The sequence below is a fragment of the Rahnella sp. PAMC25559 genome, assembly GCF_050632365.1.
In the GTDB taxonomy this organism is placed as follows: Bacteria; Pseudomonadota; Gammaproteobacteria; order Enterobacterales; family Enterobacteriaceae; genus Rahnella; species Rahnella rivi.
This window is the reverse complement of the sequence record NZ_CP192543.1, coordinates 13,715-36,580: the sequence shown is the minus strand read 5'-3', so window position 1 is coordinate 36,580 and position 22,866 is coordinate 13,715. Positions and strand designations below refer to the sequence as shown.

Sequence of the window (22,866 nt, the reverse complement as noted above, 5' to 3'; positions counted from 1 at the left end):
CTCTTATGCGGGGTAAACGGTCAGCAGCTCGCCGACGTACTGCGCTGCACCAATGTAAACGTCGCCTTTAATATCCTGGGTAATGGTCAGCCCGATCAGATGACGGCTTGCGGGTTTGGCATCGGCTATCAGCCGCTCCATCTCTAAATACATTTCTTCAGTGATGCCGGTTTCCAGCACGCCGATGTCCAGGCGAAACGTGCCCGGTTCATCGTTGGTTTCCCACCACTCGGTCACGTTGATCAGGTAGCCGAGCGGCTCCACCACGCGCCGGATGGCACCAATGGTTCCCTTGTGGCAGTGAATGAACCAGGCCGACTGAATCACGCGCCGCTTAGTGGCAACCGGCCAGTTTTCATCCCAACGGTCAACAGACAGCGCCCAGGCCAGATAGGGCAAGAACTTTACCGGACAGGCCAGCGGATCCCAGAGCTGCCGCAGCGGCACCGGCACGTTTTCAAGCGCGGCGCAGGCGTCGGCGGCGGCTACCTCCAGCGCTGATGAACCGACGGGCAGCAGGCGATCACTCATCGTAGCCGCCCACTTTCAGGGTGTACGCGGTGCAGAATGACGCCTGGGTTTTATCCAGCTCGATGTCGGCCTTCGGGCTTTTCAGCTCCACCCGCTGGACGCCCTCAACGTGCAGCGCGGCGTAAATGGCTGACAGCCGGATGTCGCGGCCTAGCCGGTGCTGCGCGGTGGTGTAGGCGATAAGCTTCGCCTCGGCGGCTTCGCGAATGGGTTCGGCTTCGGGACCAGGGAACAGATACAGCACGGCATCAATGGTGTAATTCACGACGGTGGCTGACTGGACGGTCACGCGGTCAGCCACGGGGCGCACGTTTTCATCGTTGAGCGCGGCCTGCACTTTCGCCAGCAGGTCAGCGGGGGCGGTGCCGTTGCCGGTCTGTGCCAGCACGGAAATAGTGACGCAGGCGGGCGACGGACTGATCACCGAAATGTCCGCCACGCGCCCGTCGGCAGAGCGCCCGTGATACTCATACGCGCCGACCGGACCCGCCACGCTCAGCCCTTCAAACGCCTGCTGTGCGCGGATACGAAAATCGGCGTCGCTTTCCATCACCGCCGCCACGGCGGGCACGCTGGCGGTATCCGCAGGCGTGATGGTCAGGCGTTCCACACTGAACGTGGCGGCGATGTTGTCCAGGTCTGCGCCGGTGGCGTAGGCCAGCATCACGGCCTGCGCCGCCTCGTTAACCCGCTGACGCAGGATCACTTCGCGGTAGGCGTTCTCCTCCAGCAGTTTCACAATCGGCTCGGACTCCAGCGTCAGCGTGCGGGCGATGGCGGCCTGCTGGTCTTCGGGGTACAGCGACACCAGCGTGGCTTTGCGCTCCGCCAGCAGAATTTCATAATCCAGTACCTCCACCACGTCGGGGGCGGGTAACTGGCTCAGGTCGATAGTTGCCATAATTCAGCTCACTGGAAGGGTTAAGGAGATGGCGGCGGACGTGTCTTTGCGGATGCCGGTGAGTTCAACCACCGCTTTCCCGTCGAACGTCGTTTCAAAGGTGATACCGGTGAGGCTGACGCGCGGCTCCCACTTGAGGATCGCGCTGTAACAGGCCGCCATAATTTGCAGCCGCAGCGCGGCATTCTGCGGGCGGTCAGTCAGTTCAGACAGCAGTGAACCATAGTCACGGCGCATGACGCGGGAACCGACGGGCGTGCGCAGAATGTCGCTGACCGACTGCTGGATGTGCGCCAGGTCTTCGACGCTGCGCCCCGTGTCGCGAGCCAGACCGAGGTATTTAGCGTTAGTCATTTTTAAACAACAGGTAAACGCCGATACCCGCCACTAACCACCAGCCATGCGTCCCGCTTGCCAGCATGACACCTGCTATTGCGGCAGCGAAAACAGACAAAAATACTTTTAGATTCTTGCTCATTAAATCCCCTTATTAGATCGGTGTGCCGGTATTACCGCCGCCCGTCTGGACGCCGCCGTGTTTATGGTTATGCACAATCACGCCGTTTGACGTGATGCTGCCGCCGCTGTGTGTGAGGTTGCCGGTCATGGTGCCGCCCTGTTTGATTTCGATAGTGCCGGTGGTGAGCTTTTTCGTGCAGACTACTTCTGGCGAGTCGAGCGTGATGCGCGTTTTCGCCGTGCAGGTTATATCCGGTGCAGTCACTGCGACTTTTTCCGATGCGTTTACCGTGGCGGACTTAATGCCGGTTGCCAGCAGCGCACCGGTTTCGGGGTCGTACTCAATCACCGCGCCGTCAGGGAAAGTGACGTGTACGGCATCCGCCGAGGCAGACGGGGCGGGGAATTCATCAGAGAAAACGCCGGGCATCACAAAGGCGGTGTCGAGTTCGCCACCCAGGCAGAACAGCAGAACCTGCTCACCGGCAGACGGTGCCCACCAGGAACGGGAACGCCCCGCGCGGGAGGTCAGCCAGTGCAGCCAGTCGGTGACGTTGCCGCCGGTGTTCACGCGACAGGTGCCCGCAACTAAATCCACCTCGGCAACGGTGCCAATGCGGATCAGATTGCGCAGCAGGCGCGGAATGTCGTGTTTGGGAATGGATGTATTCATGGATAAAAGAATGCCGCCCTGTCAGGCGGCATACAATTTGAGGCAGGTTGATAGCAGTTGGCACAACGTGGGGATCACTGACTGAGGAATATTAACTCAAACTTGAGCTGACAAATTTCATAGGTTGAACATCAACAAATCTGACAGTCGGCTTTGAGCGAATAGCTTTCATCGGGAATAGTTTTCAATAATGATCAGAGCTAATTTAGCAGAACTAGATACTCACAATATGCTTTGCCTGGACATGCACCTCTTCAAATGCTGACAAATTTCTTCACTAACATCAAAAATGCAATCTAAGTGTTTACTGTGCTCAATAATCATACTACATAAATTCGGGTTACCACATCCTTCTACAAATTCTGACAATTGTCTTGCATCAAATAACTCGTCCTTTTCTGCAATCAGAACAGTTACAGGTAATGGCAATGCTGCAATTTGCCTTGCAGGTTGACGCGGCGTCAAAGCATTCGCCATATTCACGCTGTATCTCTGAACGAATTCAGGCCTTAATAGCATAACCTCATTGGGGAAATTAAGAGTAACTGCATAACTGTCACCACATAGTAATCCCACACTGAGCGCATTGAGTATGAAAGGCCACTTGCTCACCGACGCGAATGGAACCATTGCTCTTCTGAAAATTTTAGCTGGCGCAAAAGGCCCAAACTCTGGCGCAATTAAAATCAGGCTGTCACTTTTTTGGGAGGGTGTGAAGCGTGTAAAGTAATTGATCAACATTCCCCCTCCGCTTGAATGACCAAGCAGATGGATTCTGGCGCTGGGGAACTTTACGCGCACATGCTCAAGCACAGTGTCGATATCCAGCCAGACCTGCTTAGGATTAGAAACCCTTCCTTTATAACCCAATGAGCGACCGTGCCCACGGATATCTATGAGGCATGTACAAATAGATCCACGATGACTTATCTGGTGAGCAAGGATATCGTAACCAGCATCTGAGTTGACTCCCCCACCGTGGTAAACGATAAGAACATCCTCGACTACGCTTGTGGGTTCAAAGATGCGAATGTTTAATCCGGCTATCAAATATTCAGCCACATTTTTAGCATGTGGTAATAAAGAACTGAATTTCTTATGGCGGTCATTAAAATTGATGAAATCAATCACGTCCAATATTCCATGCGGATGAAGATCGCTATCCATAAATGTATTGCGCAAAGTATGCACTATTTTTTTCTTTAGTACTCATACTGAGCGGATTTTCTACAAAAAAAACTTCTTCCCAACTCCTTTGTTGGACGGATCTTCAACGTCCGCTCCTGGCACAGAGCTGCCTTTCAGATTAGGTTTGGCTCTGTGCCGCAGTTGTTTCAGGTCGAGCCTGAGCTAATACATTTTAGCAACTCATCTTCCACAATCTTCAAATCTTCCGCATCAAATCCCAACAAAGGGCGGGCAGGATAAGGCGCTTCTTTAGCCCAGACGTTCGGACGATCTCGCAGGCCGTATTGATGCACTTCAGCCATTCGTTTAACTCTGCTAGTGAACTCCACCACCGCATCATTATTTGAGCCTTTGGCCTTCATGTACTTGGCCGTGCGCAGCTTGCTAAACATCTCACGCTTGAGTCGTCCTTTTTTGCTGCGGAGGATCTGATCCTGTCGTGGGGTGAAGGGTTTCCCTTCCGGCGTAACCTGCCGCTTGATGCGCTGCTGTTGGTGTTTGCGCAGACGCTTTGCAATCTCTGTCGCCAAAGCTTTTCGGCGCTGCGGTGAAAGCGCTGCAATCAGTGCATCGATACGGTTATTAAACGCGGTCAGCTCACTCATTCCACTGACTCACTAACTCGCCGTGCAGGTACAGCTCACGCGGCCTTTCCACCGGCTCCGGCATCGGCGGTTCTGGAAAATGCTCCACGTGCAGACCGGCATCAATCTGTTTGACGATCACGCGTTCGGTGAGCTGCAAATGAATAGCGATGTCATAGCTTTCATCATTGAGCATATCGGCCTTAAATGTGTACCCATTCTGCTGTTTTTCCGGCGTCGCCATGATGTCCGGCTGATGTTCACGCAGCCAGGCCAGAATGGGCACCACGATCAGATCGCTGTCCTGGGTAAAGTCGGTGATCAACAGTTCGACCTGATACTGATATTCAAACGACAGCGAGCTGGCTAACGTGGAAACGATGCGCCCGTTATCCACAAACATCCGCAGCTGGTCGGGGCTGGTTTGCAGCACCGGCACGGCGTCAGTTAAGGCTTTTCGTAGCTGTGCGGGTTTTAACACGGCGTTCCTCCTGGCATTGTTTGACCGCTTCCACCTGGAGGCCGCAGGCGGTAAGCGCGGCCTCCAGGTTTCTGACATCGGCGCTTAAGTCGCCGTTAGTGGCCGGTGAGCTTGCCGGTATCTGACAGCTCGTCACCGCCGGACAGCCAACGTAAATAATCTGCGGCGCTGGCGAAGGCGGGACGGACGTGCATCCGGCCAATGCCGTCAGGCAGGCGAGCGCTATACCAATCACGCATTTCCTGATTTTCATTGAGTAACCTTTGAATTGTGTATTCCCGATCCCGCGCCCGCTCACCGGCCTGCGAGAGCTGCGCGCGCAGGCTTTGCTCCTGGCGTTCCCGCGTCACGGCCTCATCGTTCAGGCGGTGAATGGCGTTGTCGCGGCTTTCGATACCGGCGGACAGCGTGCCGATAATCCGCTGTGCCTGGTCTGCCTCGTTTTGCAGGCCGCCGATACGCCAGGTTTGCAGCCCCGCCAGCGCGCACGCGGCCAGCATTAACAAAATTAAAATGCGCATCAGACACCCCGCAGGCAGTAGGCAAGCTCATTCGCGCGGCGGCGTTCCAGCCCGGTGACGCGCACGCCGTTCACAAACACCCAGCGCGGCAGTTGTTCGCAGGCTTTTCGCCATTCGCCCTTGTTGATGAAAAACGCCAGGGTGGATTTACACGCCGCCGTCACGCCGACGTTGAACGCAAAGGATGCCACTGCGTCATAAACCGGCTGCGGCATGTCGATCGGCATACATCGCGCAATGCCTTGCTCCACCCGCATCACGTCTTCCACCAGATTCACGGCGGCCTGACGTTCGCTGATTTGCGTCTGCGGCTTCACGCCCGCCGTGTGCCCGATGCCGTTTGTCCAGACGCCCGCGCTGCACTGGTAAGCCGACAGGCGGCAGCCTTCAAAATCAGCGATAAGTGCCAGACCGGCGGCGGACGTTTTCAACGTCGGCGTTTGTGGCAGCATTGCGGCAATCGCCAGGACAGCGGCGACGGCGCAGCGTCTAACGATTGATGGCTGCATTGATTTCTCCACTGATGCCCATTGCTTTCAACAGGCGATAGGTTTTGCGCCGGTAGTACCAGTTCACCAGGAAGGTCGCGACGCCGACGGCGGCACCCACCAAAAAGGCGATATCCTGATAAGACATACCCCCCAGCCAGGCCAGAAAGACGGCGACGCAGTAACAAATAAAAGAGGTGATGCGCTCCATGGTCATCAGTCCCAAAGTGAAACGGTTTCACTGACTGCGGCCTGGGTTATGTCCGGCAGCTCCACCGCGTAGCCATGGGGCAATATTGCCCCGGCAGCGGCCAATCCAACGTTAGCCGCGTAAACCTGCTCAACCACCGACTGGGTGCGTCCGTAGTATCGCCAGCAGAGCGAATCCACGGTGTCGCCTTGCTCGGCAATGACTTTCATCAGAGCAGCCCGATGATGCAGTGAGACACACCGGCGACGTCGCTGATCGCGTTGCGGCCGTCACGCCACAAATCATCAACGGTGCTTTCGACGATCACGGCCTTTTTACTGCCCGCGTCGGTGGTGTCGCTGTTCGGGTAACGCTCTGCCAGATACGCGGCGGCAATCGACGCCACGGCGCGCTGATAGGCACCGACCTTCACGCTTTCATCGTCAATCTGATCGGCGGGCACGTCTTCCAGCGTCTTAAATCCCTGGGACTTTTGCGCTTCGCGATAGCTGTACAGCTCGGCGTTAACTTCTGTCATGGCAAACTTTGCGGCGGCACGCAGACGCTTAGCGGTGACAGTGCCCTCCAGGCGCAGCGTGTCGCGCAGCTCAACCGGATCGACATCAGGCCAAAAATGGGTGTTCTTAATCGCGGGTTCCGTCGCGGCGTCCGGCTTTGGTGCAGGTATGACAAGAGACGACATAGTGACCTCTGAATAGGTGGACGGTGGACGCCAGCGTTGAACAAGGTCACTGACCTGTCGCGGCTGGCGTGCCGTCCGGCGCGGGGCGCGTTCTGTTTAGCCGTTGGCTGCCTTTTTGATGGCTGATTCCAACCGCTCAATATCTTTTTTGACGCCGCAGTTAGCATTCAACTGAAAAGCGCGTTTCAGATGTTCCAGGGCAAGCGTGGGTTTCTCTGTTTCGCGGTATACATAGCCGGTGATTTTGTGCAGCTTTGCCCGCACCTGATCCGGCATGTCCTGGCTTTCCGTCAGTTCCATGGTGGTCATCAGCACGTCGAGACTGACCGGCTCACCGGCGGTATAGGCGCGGGTGCTCATGTCGGCGATTTCCTCAACCACCGCATATGCAGCCGGACGGGAACCGAACGGCATAGAAAGCTTGTATTTCAGCGCGTAGCGGGCGATTTCCAGCGCACCGGCATAATCACCGGCATCAATACGCCAGATCATGACGGTCATCAGGATGGCATCCTGTGCGCCTTTACCTTCGGACAGCACGCCATCAACCCACGGCACGTAATCGGGCAGCATGGAGCGTTTCAGCTCCGCTTTCTTTTCGGTGCTGTGTGTCTTTTTCAGGGTCTTCATGTCTGCGTTTAGCTTTTGCAGCAGCAATTCATAGCCGGTGGAATGACGCAGCAGGCGGGGATCCTGCTGCGCGGCCTGAATAGCTGACTGCCGCAGCAGGTGCTGACGGGCAGGGCTGGACATGGCTTATTCCTTCGGTTCTTCGGTTTCGGTTGCTTTACCGGAAGCGGCGTTGATTGCGCCAACCAGTGCCGCAGTCAGTTCGCTGAAATCGGCTTTTTCAGGCGCGGTTTCAACAACTGGGACAATCTCGATATTTTCAATCAGACAGCCACAGCCGTAATCTTCAACTACATAATCCTCATTAATGGATTCGTAGTTTTCAATGCGGTCACGCTTCGGCACTTCCTCAATGTGACGGCGGTGCGTGCCGTCCTGCCAGTAAATCGACAGGTTATCCAGGCGGGTGATAAGCATGGCGTTAGCCGGGAAGCCTGGCACGCGGACAGCAGGCAAATTGCCGATGCGTTTCTGGCTGACAATCAGGTCTGCGGCCAGCGTTTCGGTGTTCGCCTGGTTTTTATTGACCAGCGGGAAATACTTATCTGCCATCAGCTTGCGACCACAGATCACCACCAGGTCGGTGTCGTCCTGATATACGGGGTCGATCAGTTCGTTGACGGTATCAAACACCACCGCATCCAGATTCTGATAGGTATTGTCGCCGCCGACCTTGACCGGCACAGCCGTAGTTTTGCCGTCCGCGTCGGTTTTGCTACCCAGTACGCGCTGCGGGGAATTGAGGCGATATTTCTGCAACCAGCCCACGCCAACGTCTTGCAGCAGCGGATTTTGTACGCGGTTAGACGTCGGTGCGCGTGCAACGCCGTTGAAGCCGACCAGGATACGATCCAACGCCTGACGCTTAATAATCGCGTCACGCAGGCGGGTCTGGAAATCGTTGTAACGCGCCCACAAATCCAGCTTGTTATACATCCAGTGAAAATCGTAGTTGGTCTTAGTGCAGTGGTATTGTTCCTGATCCAGCTTGGTAAAATCTGCGGTTTCACGTTCGTCACCGCCGTCGGTATTGGCCGTGCTGGCAATCGTGCCGGTCACGCCAACGCCCACTTTCGCCCCCATCATTTCGTCCACCGGAATGATGTTGATACGGGTCAGGAACTCTGATGATTCTTGTAAGCGGGTCATCAGCGTCTGCGTGACGGACGGCTCAACGTTAAATTTCTTATTCAGCGAATCGGTATCAACGTTGTTGAGTTTCGCCAGCTGGGACAGGAACGCATTAAATTTAAAGCGCGTTTCTTTTTTCATGACCAATTTCCTATTAATGAATTCAAGTGTGATGGATTACGGGATCAGCAGTCGGTGACCGTTTCGTCAACGCCTGCGCCGCCGGTTGCCTGCGGACGTTTACCAAAGGTGTGCGCAGGTTCCTTCTCCAGCTTGCCTTTCAACGCGTTGAATTCTTTATGATCGGCAGCGGTGGTTTTCTCCAGTTCACCCAAGCGTTTCACCAGGCCGGACAGTTTGGTGTCCTGATGTTCCAGACCGGCCTGCACGTGTTCGGCGACCTGAGCCACGGCGTCATGCACGTCATTAAAACGGGCATCATCTGAGGCGGACTTGCGGGAAAAAGCCTGTTTAACGCGATCAACAAGCGAGGGGCGGTTTTCGATTTCTTCAAACTCAAACACCGTTTCTTCTGCGACGGTAAAGAGGTTTTCCGCACTTTGCTTACGTCCTGCGAGCGGGTTTTGATTCGCTTTCGCACTGAATTGCAGGTACTCCGTACCCAGACTGGCGGGGCTGTCAGTCACGGCCAGGCCGATCAAGTAGGCTTTGCCGGTATCGGAAAACGAGGGGTTCACTTCGATTGAGGTGTAAACCTTCTGGCGGGCTTTCACCATCGACACCAACTCAGGCGTTGGATCGATGTCGGCATACAGTGCCAGCTTGCCTTTCAGCGCGCCGTCGGCAATTTCTTCGGCATAGACGCCGGTCACATCGCCGTACATACGGAATGGGCTATCAGGTAAGTAACCCTTGATGTGCTCCATATTGATGCGTGCGCCGTAGACCTTCGGGTCATAGGTCGCGGCCATCTGTTCGATCCAGCTGCGGGTAATTTCGCGGCCATCGGTTGTTGCTCCTTCGGTACAGATACGAAAGCGCTTTGCTTTTGCTGCCATTTATCGGACTCCAGTCAGTGTGTGCTTCTGAGAAATCTAAGTTTCCAGACACACGCCCGACACCGCCAGCCGATGCGGGTTGATGCTCGATGGCACAACGTGGGCAGCGCGAAAAGTCGCAGGTCAGGCGGTAACGTGGCCACATGAATACATCAAACTCCACCATCATCAGCGACCCGCGCCGACAGGCGGCACTGCTTTACTGGCAGGGTTTTTCTGTGCGGCAAATCGGAGAGATGCTGAGCCAAAAAACGCCAACCGTGCAGAGCTGGAAAACGCGGGATAAATGGGAGGACATCGCCCCGATTTCACGCGTTGAAACCAGCATGGAAGCGCGGCTGATCCAGCTCGTTATGAAGGACGTTAAAGAGGGGAAAGATTACAAAGAAATTGACCTGTTAGGCCGCCAGATTGAACGCCTGGCAAGGGTAAACCGGTACAGCATGACCGGCAGTGAGGCAGACTTAAATCCTAACGTTGCCAACCGCAACAAGGGTGAGCGCAAAGCGCCTGAGAAAAACGTGGTCAGTGATGCCGCCATTGAAAAGCTTAGCGATATTTTTATCAGTGAGTCTTTCGAATATCAGCGCGGGTGGCACCGCGCCGGACTCCAGCACCGGATCCGCAACATCCTCAAATCTCGCCAAATCGGGGCAACGTTCTATTTTGCCCGAGAGGCGTTTATTGATGCACTGACCACCGGCCGCAATCAGATTTTCCTGTCGGCCAGTAAGGCGCAGGCGCACGTCTTTAAAAACTACATTATCGACTTTGCCCGCCAGGTGGACGTCGATTTAAAAGGCGACCCGATTGTGCTGCCGAACGGTGCGCGCCTGATTTTCCTCGGTACCAACGTTCGCACCGCGCAAAGCTACACCGGGAATCTGTACCTGGACGAATATTTCTGGATCCCAAAATTCCAGGAGCTGCGCAAAGTGGCTTCCGGCATGTCGCTGCATAAAAAATGGCGAAGCACCTATTTTTCTACGCCGTCGAGCCTGGCGCACAGCGCCTATCCGTTCTGGTCAGGTGAGCTGTTCAACAAAGGGCGCCGCAATAAGTCCGACAGGATTGACCTGGATTTAACCCATGCGCACCTGTCGAAAGGCTCGCTATGCGATGACGGCCAGTGGCGGCAGATTGTCACGGTAGAGGATGCACTGGACGGCGGCTGTAACCTGTTCGACCTGGATCAGCTGCAACTGGAATACAGCCCCGCCGAGTACGACAACCTGCTGATGTGTGAATTTGTTGACGATCAGGCGTCGGTGTTCCCGTTCTCTGAATTACAGGGCTGCATGGTGGATAGCCTGGAGGAATGGGAGGATTTCGACCCGTACCTGGTTCGCCCGTTTGCTTATCGCCCCGTCTGGATCGGTTATGACCCGTCACACACCGGCGACAGCGCAGGCTGTGCGGTGATCGCACCGCCGTCCGTGCCTGGGGGGAAATTTCGCGTGCTGGAACGTCACCAGTGGAAAGGAATGGATTTTGCCGCGCAGGCCAAAAGTATCGAAGACCTGACAAAACGGTTTGTCGTGGAATACATCGGCATTGATGCCACCGGCATCGGGCAAGGTGTGTTCCAGCTTGTTCAGCAATTCTTTCCGGCAGCCAGGGAGATCAGCTATAGCCCAGAGGTAAAAACCGGCCTGGTACTGAAAGCAAAAGACACCATCAATTCAGGCCGACTGGAGTACGACACCGGCCACACCGATATCACCGCCTCGTTTATGGCAATCCGTAAAACCATGACCGCCAGCGGAAGCCGCGCGACCTACGTCGCCAGCCGCAGTGAAGAAGCCAGCCACGCAGACGTCGCGTGGGCAATCATGCACGCACTCGTCAACGAACCGCTGACCGCTGCCAACGGCGGGCAAAGTCCTAACATCCTGGAGTTTTATTAATGAGTAAGCGCAGACCTCGTAAAACAACGCAAACGCTGGCAGCGCCTGCACAGCAAGGAACGGAAGTATTCAGCTTTGGTGATCCGACACCAGTGCTCGACCGTCGCGAAATTCTGGATTATCTGGAATGTACCGGCAACGGGCGTTGGTATGAGCCGCCTATCAGCTTTGAAGGACTGGCTCGCAGCGTTCGCGCCGCGGTACACCACAGCAGTCCGATGTACGTGAAGCGCAACATTCTCGCCTCAACGCTTATCCCGCACCCGCTGCTAACCCAGCAGGAATTCAGCCGGTATGCGCTGGATTATCTGGTGTTTGGGAATTCATACCTGGAGCAAATTGATAACCAGCTAAATGAACCGCTGCATTTCAAAGCTAGCCCGTCAAAATATACGCGTCGCGGGGTGGAAGATGGCGTTTATTGGTTTGTGCAGCCTGGGCTGGATGCGCACCAGTTCGCGCCTGATAGCGTATTTCATCTGATTGAACCGGACATTAATCAGGAATTGTATGGCCTGCCGGAATACCTCAGCGCGCTGAATTCTGCCTGGCTCAATGAGGCCGCTACCCTTTTCCGTCGCAAGTATTATCAGAACGGTGCTCATGCAGGTTATATCTTGTATATGACTGACGCGTCTCAATCCAGCACTGACGTCGATAAGATGCGGCAGGCTATGCGAGACAGCAAAGGCTTAGGCAACTTCCGCAACCTGTTTATGTACGCGCCAAACGGAAAGAAGGACGGGATCCAGATTTTGCCGCTGAGTGAAGTCGCTACAAAAGATGATTTTTTCAACATCAAGAAATCAAGCCGCGATGACCTGCTGAGTGCGCACCGCGTACCGCCGCAGATGATGGGCATCATCCCTGATAATGCGGGCGGTTTCGGCGACGTAGAAAAGGCGGCAAGCGTCTTTGTCCGTAACGAGTTAACGCCATTGCAGGAACGGATGAAAGAGTTTAATGACTGGTTCGGGGAAGAGGTGATCACCTTCAAACCTTACGCTCTTATCGAACAGTAATTATTTAACATGTAAACATCATATTAAATTCAATCTTGCACTTTAGCAGCCTTCCACCTACTGAACCAACGGTTCGCTGCTCTAAATGAAATTCTCATCATGTAAGCAACAGCCAATGGAGTGGCTTTTGCTTCAAATAGTAATTTCGCGCATTTCACACCGTGCTTGCTGAGATTTCCGTTATTCTTGATATTTTGTGGGTGCGCAGGTTGAGCTGCCAGCATCACTGAGGTTGGTATTCCTTTGATGAGCCTGTTAGTGTCTTGAATTATGTCATTAAAGTTTTTTATATCTTTATTTGTTCGAACTTTTAATCGTTTTATCTCTTTTAAATACGTCTTTTCTGCGGCTTCAAATGCCAAAGAACTGAATGACATTCTCATAATATAGTTACCCATCATCCCATTCTCTATCTTCTCTCTTAGCAGTCTAGCCCTTTTTGCTGCGGTATAGTCATAGGCAGGCATAGGCTTATATGTCTCAGGGTGAAGTGTCGTTAGGTTTGCATAGGCACCCACATCTACCGTAAGGTCATGGACTTTATGCCCTATGATATTCCGATAATCCATGAGTTTTTTTAGCTCATCACTTTCGGTTTGATTAATAACACCTTCAGAAACTAGTCGGGCGCGAGCAATTTCCATCTTTTTCCCTTCTGAGGTTTTAATCTTACCCGAAGCAAAATAGTTTTCCCCCCGAATTTTATCTGTTTGCTGGATAGAGCCTAAGATAAAACGTTTCAAATTTTCCATGTAGAAAAGGATTAGTACCATTTCAAAGGCGCGGATTTTTAGGACATTAGCTTCTAATGACGTTGTTGTTCTTCCATGCGGTCGATGTTCTTTCATAAGTGCCTCAGCGAATCACTAAACGCTCTCTTTATACCATTTACAGGACACACAATGCCTCTGCGCGCAATGCTATCCCCGCCTCGCCTGCCCGCTTTATAGGTCGCTTTTAATGCAGTCGCACGCTCCTCCCTGATCCTTGCTAAGACTAGTGAGAGCTTCCATTTTTGAGAGGCTTCTCGTCATGCAAAACCATGCACTCTATGGATGCGTCACTTAGGTAAGGCTATAGGTTTTCAATACCCGTAATAAAACTGCTGAAGGAACATTTAGAAGGCACTTTTAAAGAAGGCGATAAATATTTCTGCCAGCGCTTTCTTTTCCGATTGCATTTTTTGAACGTTGCTCGCGGGTAACCTGCACCAGGCCAGACTTTTCGAGAAGACCTACCGCAGAGATAACAGTATTAACGCAAACTTGCATTTCACGAGCAAGTTGGGAAAGCGTAATTCCTACGTTACCTTCATTATCAGCATGTGAACGAAGAAGGGATAGCAGATATGTGGAGTTTTTCGTAAGATTATTATGCATTTGCAGACTCTTTAAATGTCCTAAGGTGTTTTATTTTTAAGCATCTTCATTATCATTTTAGGAATCAAGGAGAAGGTTTAACCCTTTACTACGCCGGAAAATTCGACTCAATACAACAAAGTAGTAAATCCTTGTGATCTCAATCTGAAGTTTAAATGTTGAAAGACAAATTGCACTACTGACTATCACTTTGAAGTGATCACAGAACTAGCTATTTGCTAATGCTCATGTTCATCTAAGACGCGATCAGCTAGCTCTGAAATCATCTCCATTACCATATGGAGTTCATCGACTTTACATTGTGCATCACAAGAGATATCAGCCATAAGCCGGATTTTAATCAGCGCAATTTTAAGCACATGCGAGGAATCCATTACTCACTCCCGAATCATAAGTACTGTGTATGTATACAGTAATATAGTTTTTTATGATTATAATTTCCATAAATTTTTATGCTGAAATTTTCATCATTCAGCCCTCTCCACAGCAACTGCTATCGCTCTGGAGAGATTTTAAAGGTTTTTTTTGACGAGCAACTACATAAAAATAACGAAGGAATCTTAGTGAGGAATTATAAATATCAAAGATCGTTGTTTATCTTTTCTCTTTTCAATAATGCATTTTTAATTTCTGAATCTTTATATATATAAACACCGGTAGATATTTTATTGTCAATAACTTTACTAGTAATCAGGTTGTTACCATAAGTTCCAACTATGGCGTATTTTGTTTTTTCCAAATAAAAAGTATAAAAAGATTGGTTCATTCTAGCAAAGTGTGAACCAACGCCAACAACAAAAATTCCCAATGCAGCACTCATAAATGAATATGCCAATACTGATTCAAAAAATTTCTTTTCTTTACTTTTTGCACTGTCATTTTGTGAAGACATTTTAATTACAACTTCTTTTACACCTTCTTCGAATGTTATTCCTTTCTTTTTATAACCATAGGGGAAAAATAAAAGCAAACATGCAATGTAAGCAATGAGGATTCCGTACAAATATATCCCACCGGAGCCAGTGAGCATATAATAGACGAGCCCGCAGTATATCAGTAACCCCCCGTAAATGGTGGAGTAAAGAAGTAAGGCTCGAGCCCCTTTAAATTTCCTAGATAAACTATCCATTACAGAAATGGTAGCGGTAATAAAAAATAGAAGGGCGAGAACAGATATTAACCCAAAAATAATTGATTTAATATCTACTGAGATAAATGATGCTGGATACTTAAAGTATAGCGAGAATCCCACTTCGTAAAGCAATCCTACTAAATAGCCTGCTAATGTTAATATTGCAACTAGTAACGTCTCTTTTTTTAACAAAAACTTTATCATTTAGTAGCCTTCTATAGAGATTAAGAGTGTTTTAATGATGTTGAGCGGGCGCGCTTTAAGCATTTTTTAAAAAATACTGTTAGTTGACATGTTGAAATTACGCTCAGTATACTTGCTGTGCATTAGTTAGAATACACATATGAGTTATAAATTAAAATTCATGCCCGCAGTACATCGCTTCTAATTCTAACCGTCATCCATAATGGTATCCTTTTTCAAAAATAATTCAATTCCCTATGATTCTCCAGCTCTCCAGCTCTCCAGCTTTCAAACTTGAGTGCGGTATATAATAACGACCTTATGTCCGGGCAAAACTTCGCTGTGCTTTACTGACTCTCGGCGTTTCCTCCCTTATACGCGCCACAATCGCCCTCACGGCGGCTGTGTCTGTCCAGTCTATTGCCGTTTGGTTAGCAGAGATGAACGCTGTAGCAGCGCTTCCTGCCTGGCTATCGAGCCCATTTGAAGCGGCTTTAATTCCACCCAACCCACAGTTATTGACAGAACTCCGAGGCGCGCCGTGGGCGCTTTTTAAGGTCAAAACCTCAACGTCAACGGCAGAAGAAACGATGCGCCATTGTGTTGTACGGGTTTCGTAAACATGAGAATCGCCAAGGTGAGGCGCGAAAATGCCAACAACCTTTTTCACTTCTTCATCGTAGGCGTTCAGCTCAGCAGCTACGCGGCGAGCTACACGCACGGTCTGTTCGTCGCGGGGAATATTTGCGCCGCCCTGAGCTGTCATGTACGCCATAAAGTCACCGACATCAGCAGCAGCGCGAACTGCCTCAACTTCTTCATCAAAGGTTTCAGTCAGACTGATTGAGCGGATGCGGCGGCACTCACGGTAGGAACCCATGGTAGGCAGGCCGATAGGGTGAAACTGAGGGATCCGCCAGGTAGCAGCCCAGGCAGTAACAGCAGCAGCGGCGTCTGTTAGCAGCTCGCCGGTTTCATGGTCGCGCTCGCCTTCCAGAGCGTAACCATCGATATTTTTTGCGATGTATTTGGCAATGTATCCCGCAGCACCGCCACGGTTTAAATGTTTGCAGTCAAAGCGATTTTTTGCCGCGCCGCGTTCGTCGCCGTCCTCTCTCATGGCGTATTTGCGCATGATATCGATCACCGGCTGACGCATGGCGGGCTTAGTGAATAACATCATGTGCCAGTGCGGGGTCGCGTCGTGGTGTGGTTCCACCACCCGCATCCCGTAGACAGACAGATCGTTATCTTTAAAAGCGGTGCGCATTTTGCTCCAGATCCCGCACAGGTATCGCTGCGCATCTTTCGGGGTGTAAGCATTTTCGCCCCAGGCGTGATTCCGCTGGACGCGCTTTTTATCACCCTTGCCCACGATACGAGTCGGGTGATATTTGGAGGGGGTGGTAATAGTCAGGAACATGCCGACGTCACCATTTGCAGCGGCGTACTTCTCGGTGCCGGCGATCGTACTCATCAACTCCATGCGGCGGATTTCAGGGTTTGAAATACTCGCCATCACCTTGTCGATCAGACTGATGCGCTCGCCGGTTTCAATGTTTTCAAGGTCGCAGTTTTTGAGGTAGTCGAGATTCGACAGACGGCGCGCGCGCACCTCACGGATGGCCTGTTTACTGGCGTACGGGGAAGCGTCGCGGTTTACCTTACCGATTGCGATCAGCAAAGATTCACGCCAGCGGGTGCGCTGGCCTTTCAACTGACCTAACCACCAGTCAGGATTAACCAGGCGCGACATACCGGCGATGGCTGAAACTGTATCTAATTTACCTTTGCAGTATTTCTTCCAGTACATCGGCGTGACATTGAAAGCGCGGGACATGCCAGCAATATCGCAGTACAAACCGCGCTGAGTTTTAAGCTCAAAAAGAATGGCGTTGTCACCGTCATTTTCAGCAAGCAACTGATCGCACCGTTCTTCATAGATTTCCTTGAGCTGACCGGCGATGTCTTGAGCGAACCGGCGCAGTGGCTTATCGCTCATGCTCGGCAGGCGGTGATAAGTATCAGCCTCAGACAGGAATTTCATAGAGGCATTAACATTCATCGCGTGCGCCGCATTCACGGCTTCAACGCGCGGCAGAATGCTGCGGCCAAGGGTATAAACCAGGTATTTATTCGCGGCGTGGATACCCTGAGTTTTCAGCAGGTGCTTATGGCGGCCTGTGAAGATTTCCTGCAGATCGGTTGAAAGGGTTTTTACTTTGATTAAAACGGCTTGCCCCTGATCGTACTCGTCACGGGTAAGCGGTCTTTCCAGGCCAGAAACTGCCTGGCGTGGTTTGTTCCAGGGAAACGCCCAGGCTTTGGGCGTTTCAATTTGCTGAGGGGTAGGTATAAACCGCATCACATACCATCTTTGATATCGGAGACCAAAAAGCCAGCGTTCACAACAGCGAGCGCAAACAAAGCCACCGTGAAAATCATCATTTGTTGCCCCGATAATGTTTGGCGTTGATTTCTGCCGCCGCTTTGCAGTACACGCAAAGCTCAACACCAGGCATAGCTGCGCGGCGTTCTTCGGGGATAGGTTGATCACAAGAGGTGCAAAACATTGCAGATGTACCCGCTACATATGTGCGGGCGGCTTGAATTTGAGATGCCAGGATCAGGTCTGCGCGCTCCTGGGCTGTATCGATTACATCAGCCATTTGATACCTCCGGACGCGCCACTTTGACCAGGGCAGCAAATACCAGATCAGCAGCGCGGTTGTATTCACGGCGCATGGATAAGGCATCACTAATCTTCTTCGCCCAAAGAGCACGGGACACGCAGCGGCTCACGAAGTCGTTAGCGAGTGCAATCTGGTACTGGTAGACGGCAAGGGTGCTGCAATACTGTGTGCGGGTTTCTTTATCCGTCTTAATTTCAGCCAGAATCAGATCACCGTTCTTTTTAGGGATGATGGTGAACGCCAGATCGATATCAATGCGTTTTGCGATTGCCTCAGCCATTTCCTGTGTGGCTTCTTCATGCTTCATCATTAGTGAAACTCTCCCGCTTCGTTTTGGATACGAGTCGCTTCGACGCGTAAGGCTTCGGCGGCCTCGGTGCCGTTCATTTCCTGCTGAATGATGAAACAGGCGATAGCTTCCAGGCGTGAGGCGAATACTTTGGCACGGTTGCCGCGCTCGTCATTACGGGCGGCATTGAGCATTAAGGTCAGGGTGGCGGCGGAATCACCCTCAGCTGTGGCCATGTCAAAACCAACTACAGGCGAACCAGCAAAACCGTGTTGGGATTTATTAATCATATCTTTCATGTATAAAACTCCTGTTTTTAGGCAAAAGAATGCCCGGCGGGTTTACGCCTATTAATTTGAATTCTGGTTAGTGATTAATATTTATCTTGCAATCATCTTCACTGATAAATTTCGGCAGTGATTCCGTTAAACCAATTAAAGAATTTAGCGCCGCAACCACTTGATGTCTTTCCGTCGACGTTAACTCTGCAAACTTCATTTCAACATGGCGGCGACTCAGGCCAGCATGAAAACAAATTGTCTTACGCATATGCAGCGGCTGAGTATCAAATGTTTCCTGCGCTACATTCTTTTTGTGTTCTAACATCTCTTTAATTTTAGAAAGATGCTTTTTACCTATTTGAATATGTTCTGCGTTTCCTAAAAACATAATCACCTCAACTAAACAGGCGCTTTAATAGCGGCTTTGAATTTCTCACGGCCTGTGGGGCAGTGGCTTTTGATATAGAAGGACTCCAACGCTTTCCGCCTGGCAACTCGATATAACCATGACCGAAATGACGTGAAGGACTTTGCTGCTTTAAAAATGGTGCGATTGAGATCGGCATAATCACATCATCCCGTTTGTGGCAACGCTGGCGACAGCACCGACGGCAGAAGCAAGTACCGGCGAACCTTCGACACGTCCCTGAATTGCTAAACCAATCAGAGACAGGTGACGGATCCCAGCATTCACGCTTTCCATAATTGCGTTTTTGGCCTGACGTGTGTGGCGTTCCTTAGATACTGCGCCCGCAGCTACTGAACCAAGTGCCGCAGTTGCATGGAGCGTATAGGCAGCAATGTTGTCCTCCGCCAACTCATTAACCGGCACCGCTGGCATACATTGCAATTGAGCCAGCAGACCATCGATCAGCGTAGGGTCTTCTGTTAAATCTGTAAGAATCAAAAGTTCCTGACAGCTTAAATTGTGTTGCTGCTCAGGATTCAGCTTGTTTCTAAGCACCTGAGAACCAATGCCCATTTCTTTAGCAAGTTCTGCAACGTTATGTTTTCTAACGAAAGCTGTACATGCGATGTCAAAATGAGGTTGTTTAGATACGCGATAATCAAACATGACAATCTCCGGCAATTCTTGAATACTCAAGATTAACTAAACGCATCATTAACGAATGTACTTACAATCCTTCGCCTGTTGATGTTGCTTAGCACGCCAGGCTGTCATGTTGATCAGAGTGCGTGATTTTGTGACAGCGCTCTTTTTGGTTGAGCGGGTTTTTGATGTGTCTTTGGTCGGGGCTGCTAACAGAATACCGTCTTCAAGCCATTGCCAAACAAGGCGCTCACTGATTCCCACGGAAGTTGCGAAGTCGCGGACAGTTACAGATTCAGCGGTATTGATACCAACAGAACGAGCTAGGTTAGGCAGTAAAGCTTCTACTAATGCAGGAACCAACAATGAAACTAACTGGTTCAGCTGTGGAACTGATGATGGAATTTCTTGTAGTTGAACGGGTGACTGCGTTGCAATTTGCAGTGCCATATCGCATTATCTCCGGTTAAGTGTGTTTTTAGTGCAGTGTTGTGCATCTTGGTCGATGAACGACACTTTAAAACACATTGTGTGATGTTGTAAACATTCATTCTGTGTGTTTTAGGGCGGTATATGAAAGAAAACCTCGATAGCTCAAGCGCGATTATTGAAAGAATGCTTATTTCTTATGGAGTTAAGACTCAAAAGGAATTGGCTGAAAAATTAGAAATCCCTGCCAATGCTGTAAGTAACTGGCAGCAACGAGGTAGCGTTCCTGGTAAATCAATCATTGATTGCGCCATAACAACGGGCGTGGATCTCAATTGGCTGGTGAATGGAAATCTTGCAGGTGCAAGAAATTTGGTACGGGATAGCCAGGGTCTGCGTGGCAGTGAACTACGTGAAAACCTTTTAAAAGCATCTGGTGGCAAAGAGCTTATCCGGCGAATAATGGACGCCTATGGTTTTAAAACTCAGACAGAACTCGGTGATTATTTCCACCTTTCATCAGGAACCATCAGTACCTGGATACGGCGAGATTTTTTCCCTGGTGAGGTAGTTATCACTTGTGCCCTAGATACTGGAGTCCCACTGTATTGGTTGGCGACAGGTCAATCGTCACCGAAACCTCAGCAGCAGATAGAGGTTTCGGTAAGCCATGCACCAGAAACACCGTTAGCGCAGAGTATTAATAAATATCAGTTAACTGCCGGTCAGTTGAAAGCCTCCGGAACCGTGAGCACGGCATCATCCATGCTTCCATCCGGCATCAGTTCGCCAGCATTTATTTTTTCAGGCCGTTATATTTGGCTTGCGGACTTGGCTGTTAATAACATTGCCAATGGTAAATGGCTTATAGATTTAGATGGAAATATCGATGTTTATAATATTTCTCGTTTACCTGGTAATAAATTAAAAGTTAAAAATGAGTCAACAGAATTTCAGTGCTTATCCAATGAGTTAAAAGCAATTGGGTTGATCGCTACTACTACAGAAATCCATTTTTAAGGAGTTTTCATGAAAAGGACAATGGTTGCATTAATGGCACTATCATCATTTGGAACGTTTGCGAAATCAGCGAACTTAACAGAATTACAGAAATCTCTAAATGATATGCAACCTCTATCTATAAGTGATGACCGTGGCATCATTACAGTTGTATTAAATGAAACCTCAATAACGCCTGATATATATGATAATGCAATCTTGGGCGTGTGCTCTCCGGCCTGGATGAATAGAAATAATTCCGCATATTTGAAAAATACGAAGGAAGTACACATTCTGAATAAGTTTAGCTATTCGGGATATGCTTTCGAATCTCCTCGTTCAACATGCGATGAAGCTGGAAAGCTTCAACCGGATGAATCCAAAGTAACTCTTTTGTCCAAAACCCGCTTGTATACTAATAAATAACAACACGTCCAAAACCTCTGATTATATTGAAAGCCTTTTAATGCGGGCTTTCAATAGTAAAAGACACGCATCAGATGTGTTCCTGGCTTCCTCAGATGGTAAACAGAAATGACTGTAAGAAAACTCCCCTCAGGATTATGGCTTGTTGAATGTTATCCGAACGGACGCGATAAAAAGCGCCTGCGCAAGACTTTTGCCACAAAGGGAGAGGCCGTAGCTTTTGAAACTTACACTCTGGAAGAAGCCAAGAATAAGCCGTGGCTCGGTGAGAAGGCGGATCGGCGTAAGCTCAGTGAACTAATTGAGCTTTGGGATAAGCTTCACGGTCAGACGCTTTCTGCTGGCAAGTCTCGCATGGGGAAGTTACATATTATTTGTAACGGTCTTAAGGATCCAATTGCCTCACAGTTAACAGCTAAAGATTGGTCAACATATCGAGGTAAGCGCCTGCGTGGAGAAATCAGCAATGGTTATCATGAGAATCCAGAGAAATGGATTGCCAAACCGATAACAGTGAATAGAGAGCAACAGTATCTTGATGCTATGTTCAACGAGCTAAAGCGATTAGGTGAATGGTCGCTTCCGAATCCGCTGGATGGTGTGCGAACGTTTAAAGAAGAAGAAAAGGAAATGTCCTGGCTCACAGACGCGCAGATCAAGGAACTGATTGCAGCATGTGAACGCTATGGAAAAGACAACTTAACTTGTATTGTCAAGATTTGCTTAGCAACAGGAGCGCGCTGGAGTGAGGCAGAAGGGCTGAGTCGTTCTCAGTTGTCACCGAATAAACTGACGTTTTTCAAGACCAAGGGTAAGAAAAACCGAACCGTCCCGATAGCAGACTGGCTTTATGATGAACTAAAAGTGATGCAGGGTAAGATGTTCAAACCATGCTATCAAGAGTTTAAAAAGGCGTTAGCCCTTACAGATATCGAACTACCAGAAGGGCAAAAAACGCATGTCTTACGACACACTTTTGCATCTCATTTCATGATGAACGGCGGCAATATATTGGTGCTTCAGCGCATACTCGGTCATGCCAATATTCGTGAAACAATGCGCTATGCACACTTTGCTCCAGACCACCTGGAAGAGGCGATAAACTTGAATCCGTTAGCTTTCAAAAATGGCGGCAAAGTGGCGGCGGAGGTTGCATAACACTGCATTTCATTGCGTTAAGTATTGATTTAACTTTCTGAATAATAATAAAAAGCTATGTAATTCAATATGTCGCCTTAAAAGCGTCTTAACTAAGGTATCGCTAACGCGACATCTACTAGTTAATATAGAACAAGGGGTTAGCCATCGGCTAACCCCTTTTTTTTGCATCAGTGACGACAAATTGACTATGCCGCAGATGGCTGGTTTCCGCCGGGTTTAGAGATAACCCTGGCGACGGACTCATGTGTGGCAAACGTGCAACTGCACTGAATATTCTGACACTGATGATACCGTTCTTTGGTTGATTCACTCAGATAACGGCTTGAACGTGTGTGGGCGACTTTTCCACAAAGCGGGCAATGCATCATAAAAACCTCCGGCATGACAGTTAGGCGATGAGGTGATTATGAATCCA

34 protein-coding genes are annotated in these 22,866 nt (G+C 50.2%); 5 read left to right on the top strand and 29 right to left on the bottom strand.

Annotated elements, in window-relative coordinates:
* Positions 1–3 precede the first annotated feature (3 nt).
* The 17 genes from ACQZQY_RS01335 to ACQZQY_RS01255 form a co-directional block, all read right to left on the bottom strand.
* A complete protein-coding gene (locus tag ACQZQY_RS01335) occupies positions 4–531 on the bottom strand; it encodes a phage tail protein I (protein ID WP_213052329.1) in 528 nt (175 codons plus the stop codon).
* Positions 524–1,432 (bottom strand): baseplate assembly protein, encoded by a 909-nt coding sequence (locus tag ACQZQY_RS01330; protein WP_431296472.1) that lies wholly within the window; start codon positions 1,430–1,432, stop codon positions 524–526. The genes ACQZQY_RS01335 and ACQZQY_RS01330 overlap by 8 nt, the downstream gene beginning before the upstream one ends.
* A gap of 3 nt (positions 1,433–1,435) precedes the next feature.
* A complete protein-coding gene (locus tag ACQZQY_RS01325; protein ID WP_431296471.1) occupies positions 1,436–1,786 on the bottom strand; it encodes a GPW/gp25 family protein in 351 nt (116 codons plus the stop codon).
* Positions 1,779–1,910, bottom strand: coding sequence for a hypothetical protein (locus ACQZQY_RS01320; protein ID WP_414066695.1), 132 nt, complete (start codon positions 1,908–1,910; stop codon positions 1,779–1,781). Before ACQZQY_RS01320 ends, ACQZQY_RS01325 begins: the two co-directional genes overlap by 8 nt.
* Positions 1,911–1,922: 12 nt before the next feature.
* Entirely contained in the window at positions 1,923–2,564 is a 642-nt protein-coding gene (locus ACQZQY_RS01315) for a phage baseplate assembly protein V (RefSeq protein WP_431296470.1), read from the bottom strand.
* Between the two features lie 222 nt (positions 2,565–2,786).
* Positions 2,787–3,731, bottom strand: coding sequence for an alpha/beta fold hydrolase (locus ACQZQY_RS01310; RefSeq protein ID WP_431296469.1), 945 nt, complete (start codon positions 3,729–3,731; stop codon positions 2,787–2,789).
* A gap of 167 nt (positions 3,732–3,898) precedes the next feature.
* Positions 3,899–4,357, bottom strand: coding sequence for a phage virion morphogenesis protein (locus tag ACQZQY_RS01305; protein WP_431296468.1), 459 nt, complete (start codon positions 4,355–4,357; stop codon positions 3,899–3,901).
* Positions 4,350–4,817 carry a phage tail protein gene (locus tag ACQZQY_RS01300; RefSeq protein WP_431296467.1) on the bottom strand — a complete coding sequence of 156 codons (468 nt, stop codon included), beginning with the start codon at positions 4,815–4,817 and terminating at the stop codon, positions 4,350–4,352. The genes ACQZQY_RS01305 and ACQZQY_RS01300 overlap by 8 nt, the downstream gene beginning before the upstream one ends.
* Complete coding sequence (gene lysC / locus ACQZQY_RS01295; RefSeq protein WP_431296466.1) at positions 4,780–5,019, bottom strand: Rz1-like lysis system protein LysC; 240 nt, start codon at positions 5,017–5,019, stop codon at positions 4,780–4,782. The genes ACQZQY_RS01300 and lysC overlap by 38 nt, the downstream gene beginning before the upstream one ends.
* A complete protein-coding gene (lysB, locus tag ACQZQY_RS01290) occupies positions 4,913–5,338 on the bottom strand; it encodes an Rz-like lysis system protein LysB (protein ID WP_431296465.1) in 426 nt (141 codons plus the stop codon). The genes lysC and lysB overlap by 107 nt, the downstream gene beginning before the upstream one ends.
* The gene (locus ACQZQY_RS01285) at positions 5,338–5,847 is read right to left on the bottom strand and encodes a lysozyme (protein WP_431296464.1); all 510 of its coding nucleotides are present in this window, start codon (positions 5,845–5,847) and stop codon (positions 5,338–5,340) included. Before ACQZQY_RS01285 ends, lysB begins: the two co-directional genes overlap by 1 nt.
* On the bottom strand, positions 5,828–6,037 hold the full coding sequence (locus ACQZQY_RS01280) for a phage holin (protein WP_056779250.1): 210 nt from the start codon (positions 6,035–6,037) through the stop codon (positions 5,828–5,830). Before ACQZQY_RS01280 ends, ACQZQY_RS01285 begins: the two co-directional genes overlap by 20 nt.
* Positions 6,038–6,042: 5 nt before the next feature.
* Positions 6,043–6,246: a tail protein X gene (locus ACQZQY_RS01275; RefSeq protein ID WP_414066688.1), complete on the bottom strand. Its 204-nt coding sequence runs from the start codon at positions 6,244–6,246 to the stop codon at positions 6,043–6,045.
* Entirely contained in the window at positions 6,246–6,719 is a 474-nt protein-coding gene (locus tag ACQZQY_RS01270; protein ID WP_431296463.1) for a head completion/stabilization protein, read from the bottom strand. Before ACQZQY_RS01270 ends, ACQZQY_RS01275 begins: the two co-directional genes overlap by 1 nt.
* 96 nt (positions 6,720–6,815) lie before the next feature.
* Positions 6,816–7,472, bottom strand: a complete 657-nt coding sequence (locus ACQZQY_RS01265; RefSeq protein WP_431296462.1) for a terminase endonuclease subunit — start codon at positions 7,470–7,472, stop codon at positions 6,816–6,818.
* A 3-nt stretch (positions 7,473–7,475) separates the two neighbouring features.
* Positions 7,476–8,621 (bottom strand): phage major capsid protein, P2 family, encoded by a 1,146-nt coding sequence (locus tag ACQZQY_RS01260; RefSeq protein WP_431296461.1) that lies wholly within the window; start codon positions 8,619–8,621, stop codon positions 7,476–7,478.
* A 44-nt stretch (positions 8,622–8,665) separates the two neighbouring features.
* The gene (locus ACQZQY_RS01255; RefSeq protein WP_431296460.1) at positions 8,666–9,499 is read right to left on the bottom strand and encodes a GPO family capsid scaffolding protein; all 834 of its coding nucleotides are present in this window, start codon (positions 9,497–9,499) and stop codon (positions 8,666–8,668) included.
* Positions 9,500–9,642: 143 nt separating this feature from the next.
* Here ACQZQY_RS01255 and ACQZQY_RS01250 point away from each other — a divergent pair, with 143 nt between their 5' ends.
* Both ACQZQY_RS01250 and ACQZQY_RS01245 read left to right on the top strand, forming a co-directional pair.
* Positions 9,643–11,406 (top strand): terminase ATPase subunit family protein, encoded by a 1,764-nt coding sequence (locus tag ACQZQY_RS01250; RefSeq protein ID WP_414066683.1) that lies wholly within the window; start codon positions 9,643–9,645, stop codon positions 11,404–11,406.
* The gene (locus tag ACQZQY_RS01245) at positions 11,406–12,428 is read left to right on the top strand and encodes a phage portal protein (protein WP_431296459.1); all 1,023 of its coding nucleotides are present in this window, start codon (positions 11,406–11,408) and stop codon (positions 12,426–12,428) included. The genes ACQZQY_RS01250 and ACQZQY_RS01245 overlap by 1 nt, the downstream gene beginning before the upstream one ends.
* 29 nt (positions 12,429–12,457) lie before the next feature.
* Here ACQZQY_RS01245 and ACQZQY_RS01240 read toward each other — a convergent pair whose 3' ends face one another.
* The 11 genes from ACQZQY_RS01240 to ACQZQY_RS01190 all read right to left on the bottom strand — a co-directional run bounded on the left by ACQZQY_RS01240 (position 12,458) and on the right by ACQZQY_RS01190 (position 19,886).
* Positions 12,458–13,276 (bottom strand): hypothetical protein, encoded by an 819-nt coding sequence (locus ACQZQY_RS01240; protein WP_431296458.1) that lies wholly within the window; start codon positions 13,274–13,276, stop codon positions 12,458–12,460.
* A 282-nt stretch (positions 13,277–13,558) separates the two neighbouring features.
* The gene (locus tag ACQZQY_RS01235; protein ID WP_431296457.1) at positions 13,559–13,807 is read right to left on the bottom strand and encodes a helix-turn-helix domain-containing protein; all 249 of its coding nucleotides are present in this window, start codon (positions 13,805–13,807) and stop codon (positions 13,559–13,561) included.
* 580 nt (positions 13,808–14,387) lie between these two features.
* Positions 14,388–15,143 (bottom strand): hypothetical protein, encoded by a 756-nt coding sequence (locus ACQZQY_RS01230; protein ID WP_431296456.1) that lies wholly within the window; start codon positions 15,141–15,143, stop codon positions 14,388–14,390.
* Between the two features lie 298 nt (positions 15,144–15,441).
* The gene (locus ACQZQY_RS01225; protein ID WP_431297232.1) at positions 15,442–17,487 is read right to left on the bottom strand and encodes a replication endonuclease; all 2,046 of its coding nucleotides are present in this window, start codon (positions 17,485–17,487) and stop codon (positions 15,442–15,444) included.
* Between the two features lie 79 nt (positions 17,488–17,566).
* Positions 17,567–17,695: a TraR/DksA C4-type zinc finger protein gene (locus ACQZQY_RS01220; RefSeq protein ID WP_431297231.1), complete on the bottom strand. Its 129-nt coding sequence runs from the start codon at positions 17,693–17,695 to the stop codon at positions 17,567–17,569.
* An 88-nt stretch (positions 17,696–17,783) separates the two neighbouring features.
* Positions 17,784–18,125 (bottom strand): DUF5405 family protein, encoded by a 342-nt coding sequence (locus ACQZQY_RS01215; protein ID WP_056779267.1) that lies wholly within the window; start codon positions 18,123–18,125, stop codon positions 17,784–17,786.
* Complete coding sequence (locus tag ACQZQY_RS01210) at positions 18,125–18,403, bottom strand: DUF2732 family protein (RefSeq protein ID WP_431296455.1); 279 nt, start codon at positions 18,401–18,403, stop codon at positions 18,125–18,127. Before ACQZQY_RS01210 ends, ACQZQY_RS01215 begins: the two co-directional genes overlap by 1 nt.
* A 67-nt stretch (positions 18,404–18,470) precedes the next feature.
* Positions 18,471–18,773: a hypothetical protein gene (locus ACQZQY_RS01205; protein ID WP_431296454.1), complete on the bottom strand. Its 303-nt coding sequence runs from the start codon at positions 18,771–18,773 to the stop codon at positions 18,471–18,473.
* Positions 18,774–18,780: 7 nt separating this feature from the next.
* Positions 18,781–18,951 (bottom strand): phage filamentation protein Fil family protein, encoded by a 171-nt coding sequence (locus tag ACQZQY_RS01200; RefSeq protein WP_431296453.1) that lies wholly within the window; start codon positions 18,949–18,951, stop codon positions 18,781–18,783.
* A 2-nt stretch (positions 18,952–18,953) separates the two neighbouring features.
* Positions 18,954–19,460 carry a phage regulatory CII family protein gene (locus ACQZQY_RS01195; RefSeq protein WP_122096157.1) on the bottom strand — a complete coding sequence of 169 codons (507 nt, stop codon included), beginning with the start codon at positions 19,458–19,460 and terminating at the stop codon, positions 18,954–18,956.
* Positions 19,461–19,508: 48 nt separating this feature from the next.
* Positions 19,509–19,886 carry a Cro/Cl family transcriptional regulator gene (locus ACQZQY_RS01190; protein ID WP_431296452.1) on the bottom strand — a complete coding sequence of 126 codons (378 nt, stop codon included), beginning with the start codon at positions 19,884–19,886 and terminating at the stop codon, positions 19,509–19,511.
* Positions 19,887–20,009: 123 nt separating this feature from the next.
* Between ACQZQY_RS01190 and ACQZQY_RS01185 the strand changes: the two genes are divergently transcribed.
* The 3 genes from ACQZQY_RS01185 to ACQZQY_RS01175 all read left to right on the top strand — a co-directional run bounded on the left by ACQZQY_RS01185 (position 20,010) and on the right by ACQZQY_RS01175 (position 22,448).
* A complete protein-coding gene (locus ACQZQY_RS01185; RefSeq protein ID WP_431296451.1) occupies positions 20,010–20,885 on the top strand; it encodes a phage repressor protein CI in 876 nt (291 codons plus the stop codon).
* Positions 20,886–20,894: 9 nt separating this feature from the next.
* Positions 20,895–21,290, top strand: coding sequence for a hypothetical protein (locus tag ACQZQY_RS01180; RefSeq protein ID WP_431296450.1), 396 nt, complete (start codon positions 20,895–20,897; stop codon positions 21,288–21,290).
* 108 nt (positions 21,291–21,398) lie between these two features.
* On the top strand, positions 21,399–22,448 hold the full coding sequence (locus ACQZQY_RS01175; protein WP_431296449.1) for a site-specific integrase: 1,050 nt from the start codon (positions 21,399–21,401) through the stop codon (positions 22,446–22,448).
* A 188-nt stretch (positions 22,449–22,636) separates the two neighbouring features.
* Here ACQZQY_RS01175 and ACQZQY_RS01170 read toward each other — a convergent pair whose 3' ends face one another.
* Positions 22,637–22,819, bottom strand: coding sequence for an ogr/Delta-like zinc finger family protein (locus ACQZQY_RS01170; RefSeq protein ID WP_072158068.1), 183 nt, complete (start codon positions 22,817–22,819; stop codon positions 22,637–22,639).
* Between the last annotated feature and the right edge of the window lie 47 nt (positions 22,820–22,866).

Coding starts and splice junctions, on each gene's coding strand:
- ACQZQY_RS01235 (WP_431296457.1), bottom strand. CDS start 13,807: ATGCATAATAATCTTACGAAAAACTCCACATATCTGCTATCCCTTCTT.
- ACQZQY_RS01180 (WP_431296450.1), top strand. CDS start 20,895: ATGAAAAGGACAATGGTTGCATTAATGGCACTATCATCATTTGGAACG.
- ACQZQY_RS01215 (WP_056779267.1), bottom strand. CDS start 18,125: ATGATGAAGCATGAAGAAGCCACACAGGAAATGGCTGAGGCAATCGCA.
- ACQZQY_RS01230 (WP_431296456.1), bottom strand. CDS start 15,143: ATGATAAAGTTTTTGTTAAAAAAAGAGACGTTACTAGTTGCAATATTA.
- ACQZQY_RS01175 (WP_431296449.1), top strand. CDS start 21,399: ATGACTGTAAGAAAACTCCCCTCAGGATTATGGCTTGTTGAATGTTAT.
- ACQZQY_RS01205 (WP_431296454.1), bottom strand. CDS start 18,773: ATGTTTTTAGGAAACGCAGAACATATTCAAATAGGTAAAAAGCATCTT.
- ACQZQY_RS01245 (WP_431296459.1), top strand. CDS start 11,406: ATGAGTAAGCGCAGACCTCGTAAAACAACGCAAACGCTGGCAGCGCCT.
- ACQZQY_RS01335 (WP_213052329.1), bottom strand. CDS start 531: ATGAGTGATCGCCTGCTGCCCGTCGGTTCATCAGCGCTGGAGGTAGCC.
- ACQZQY_RS01200 (WP_431296453.1), bottom strand. CDS start 18,951: ATGCCGATCTCAATCGCACCATTTTTAAAGCAGCAAAGTCCTTCACGT.
- ACQZQY_RS01310 (WP_431296469.1), bottom strand. CDS start 3,731: ATGGATAGCGATCTTCATCCGCATGGAATATTGGACGTGATTGATTTC.
- ACQZQY_RS01265 (WP_431296462.1), bottom strand. CDS start 7,472: ATGTCCAGCCCTGCCCGTCAGCACCTGCTGCGGCAGTCAGCTATTCAG.
- ACQZQY_RS01220 (WP_431297231.1), bottom strand. CDS start 17,695: ATGTTTTGCACCTCTTGTGATCAACCTATCCCCGAAGAACGCCGCGCA.
- ACQZQY_RS01320 (WP_414066695.1), bottom strand. CDS start 1,910: ATGAGCAAGAATCTAAAAGTATTTTTGTCTGTTTTCGCTGCCGCAATA.
- ACQZQY_RS01195 (WP_122096157.1), bottom strand. CDS start 19,460: ATGTTTGATTATCGCGTATCTAAACAACCTCATTTTGACATCGCATGT.
- ACQZQY_RS01255 (WP_431296460.1), bottom strand. CDS start 9,499: ATGGCAGCAAAAGCAAAGCGCTTTCGTATCTGTACCGAAGGAGCAACA.
- lysB (WP_431296465.1), bottom strand. CDS start 5,338: ATGCGCATTTTAATTTTGTTAATGCTGGCCGCGTGCGCGCTGGCGGGG.
- ACQZQY_RS01185 (WP_431296451.1), top strand. CDS start 20,010: ATGAAAGAAAACCTCGATAGCTCAAGCGCGATTATTGAAAGAATGCTT.
- ACQZQY_RS01260 (WP_431296461.1), bottom strand. CDS start 8,621: ATGAAAAAAGAAACGCGCTTTAAATTTAATGCGTTCCTGTCCCAGCTG.
- ACQZQY_RS01250 (WP_414066683.1), top strand. CDS start 9,643: ATGAATACATCAAACTCCACCATCATCAGCGACCCGCGCCGACAGGCG.
- ACQZQY_RS01315 (WP_431296470.1), bottom strand. CDS start 2,564: ATGAATACATCCATTCCCAAACACGACATTCCGCGCCTGCTGCGCAAT.
- ACQZQY_RS01240 (WP_431296458.1), bottom strand. CDS start 13,276: ATGAAAGAACATCGACCGCATGGAAGAACAACAACGTCATTAGAAGCT.
- ACQZQY_RS01330 (WP_431296472.1), bottom strand. CDS start 1,432: ATGGCAACTATCGACCTGAGCCAGTTACCCGCCCCCGACGTGGTGGAG.
- ACQZQY_RS01275 (WP_414066688.1), bottom strand. CDS start 6,246: ATGAAAGTCATTGCCGAGCAAGGCGACACCGTGGATTCGCTCTGCTGG.
- ACQZQY_RS01270 (WP_431296463.1), bottom strand. CDS start 6,719: ATGTCGTCTCTTGTCATACCTGCACCAAAGCCGGACGCCGCGACGGAA.
- ACQZQY_RS01210 (WP_431296455.1), bottom strand. CDS start 18,403: ATGAAAGATATGATTAATAAATCCCAACACGGTTTTGCTGGTTCGCCT.
- ACQZQY_RS01305 (WP_431296468.1), bottom strand. CDS start 4,357: ATGAGTGAGCTGACCGCGTTTAATAACCGTATCGATGCACTGATTGCA.
- ACQZQY_RS01285 (WP_431296464.1), bottom strand. CDS start 5,847: ATGCAGCCATCAATCGTTAGACGCTGCGCCGTCGCCGCTGTCCTGGCG.
- ACQZQY_RS01225 (WP_431297232.1), bottom strand. CDS start 17,487: ATGCGGTTTATACCTACCCCTCAGCAAATTGAAACGCCCAAAGCCTGG.
- ACQZQY_RS01280 (WP_056779250.1), bottom strand. CDS start 6,037: ATGGAGCGCATCACCTCTTTTATTTGTTACTGCGTCGCCGTCTTTCTG.
- ACQZQY_RS01170 (WP_072158068.1), bottom strand. CDS start 22,819: ATGATGCATTGCCCGCTTTGTGGAAAAGTCGCCCACACACGTTCAAGC.
- ACQZQY_RS01190 (WP_431296452.1), bottom strand. CDS start 19,886: ATGGCACTGCAAATTGCAACGCAGTCACCCGTTCAACTACAAGAAATT.
- ACQZQY_RS01325 (WP_431296471.1), bottom strand. CDS start 1,786: ATGACTAACGCTAAATACCTCGGTCTGGCTCGCGACACGGGGCGCAGC.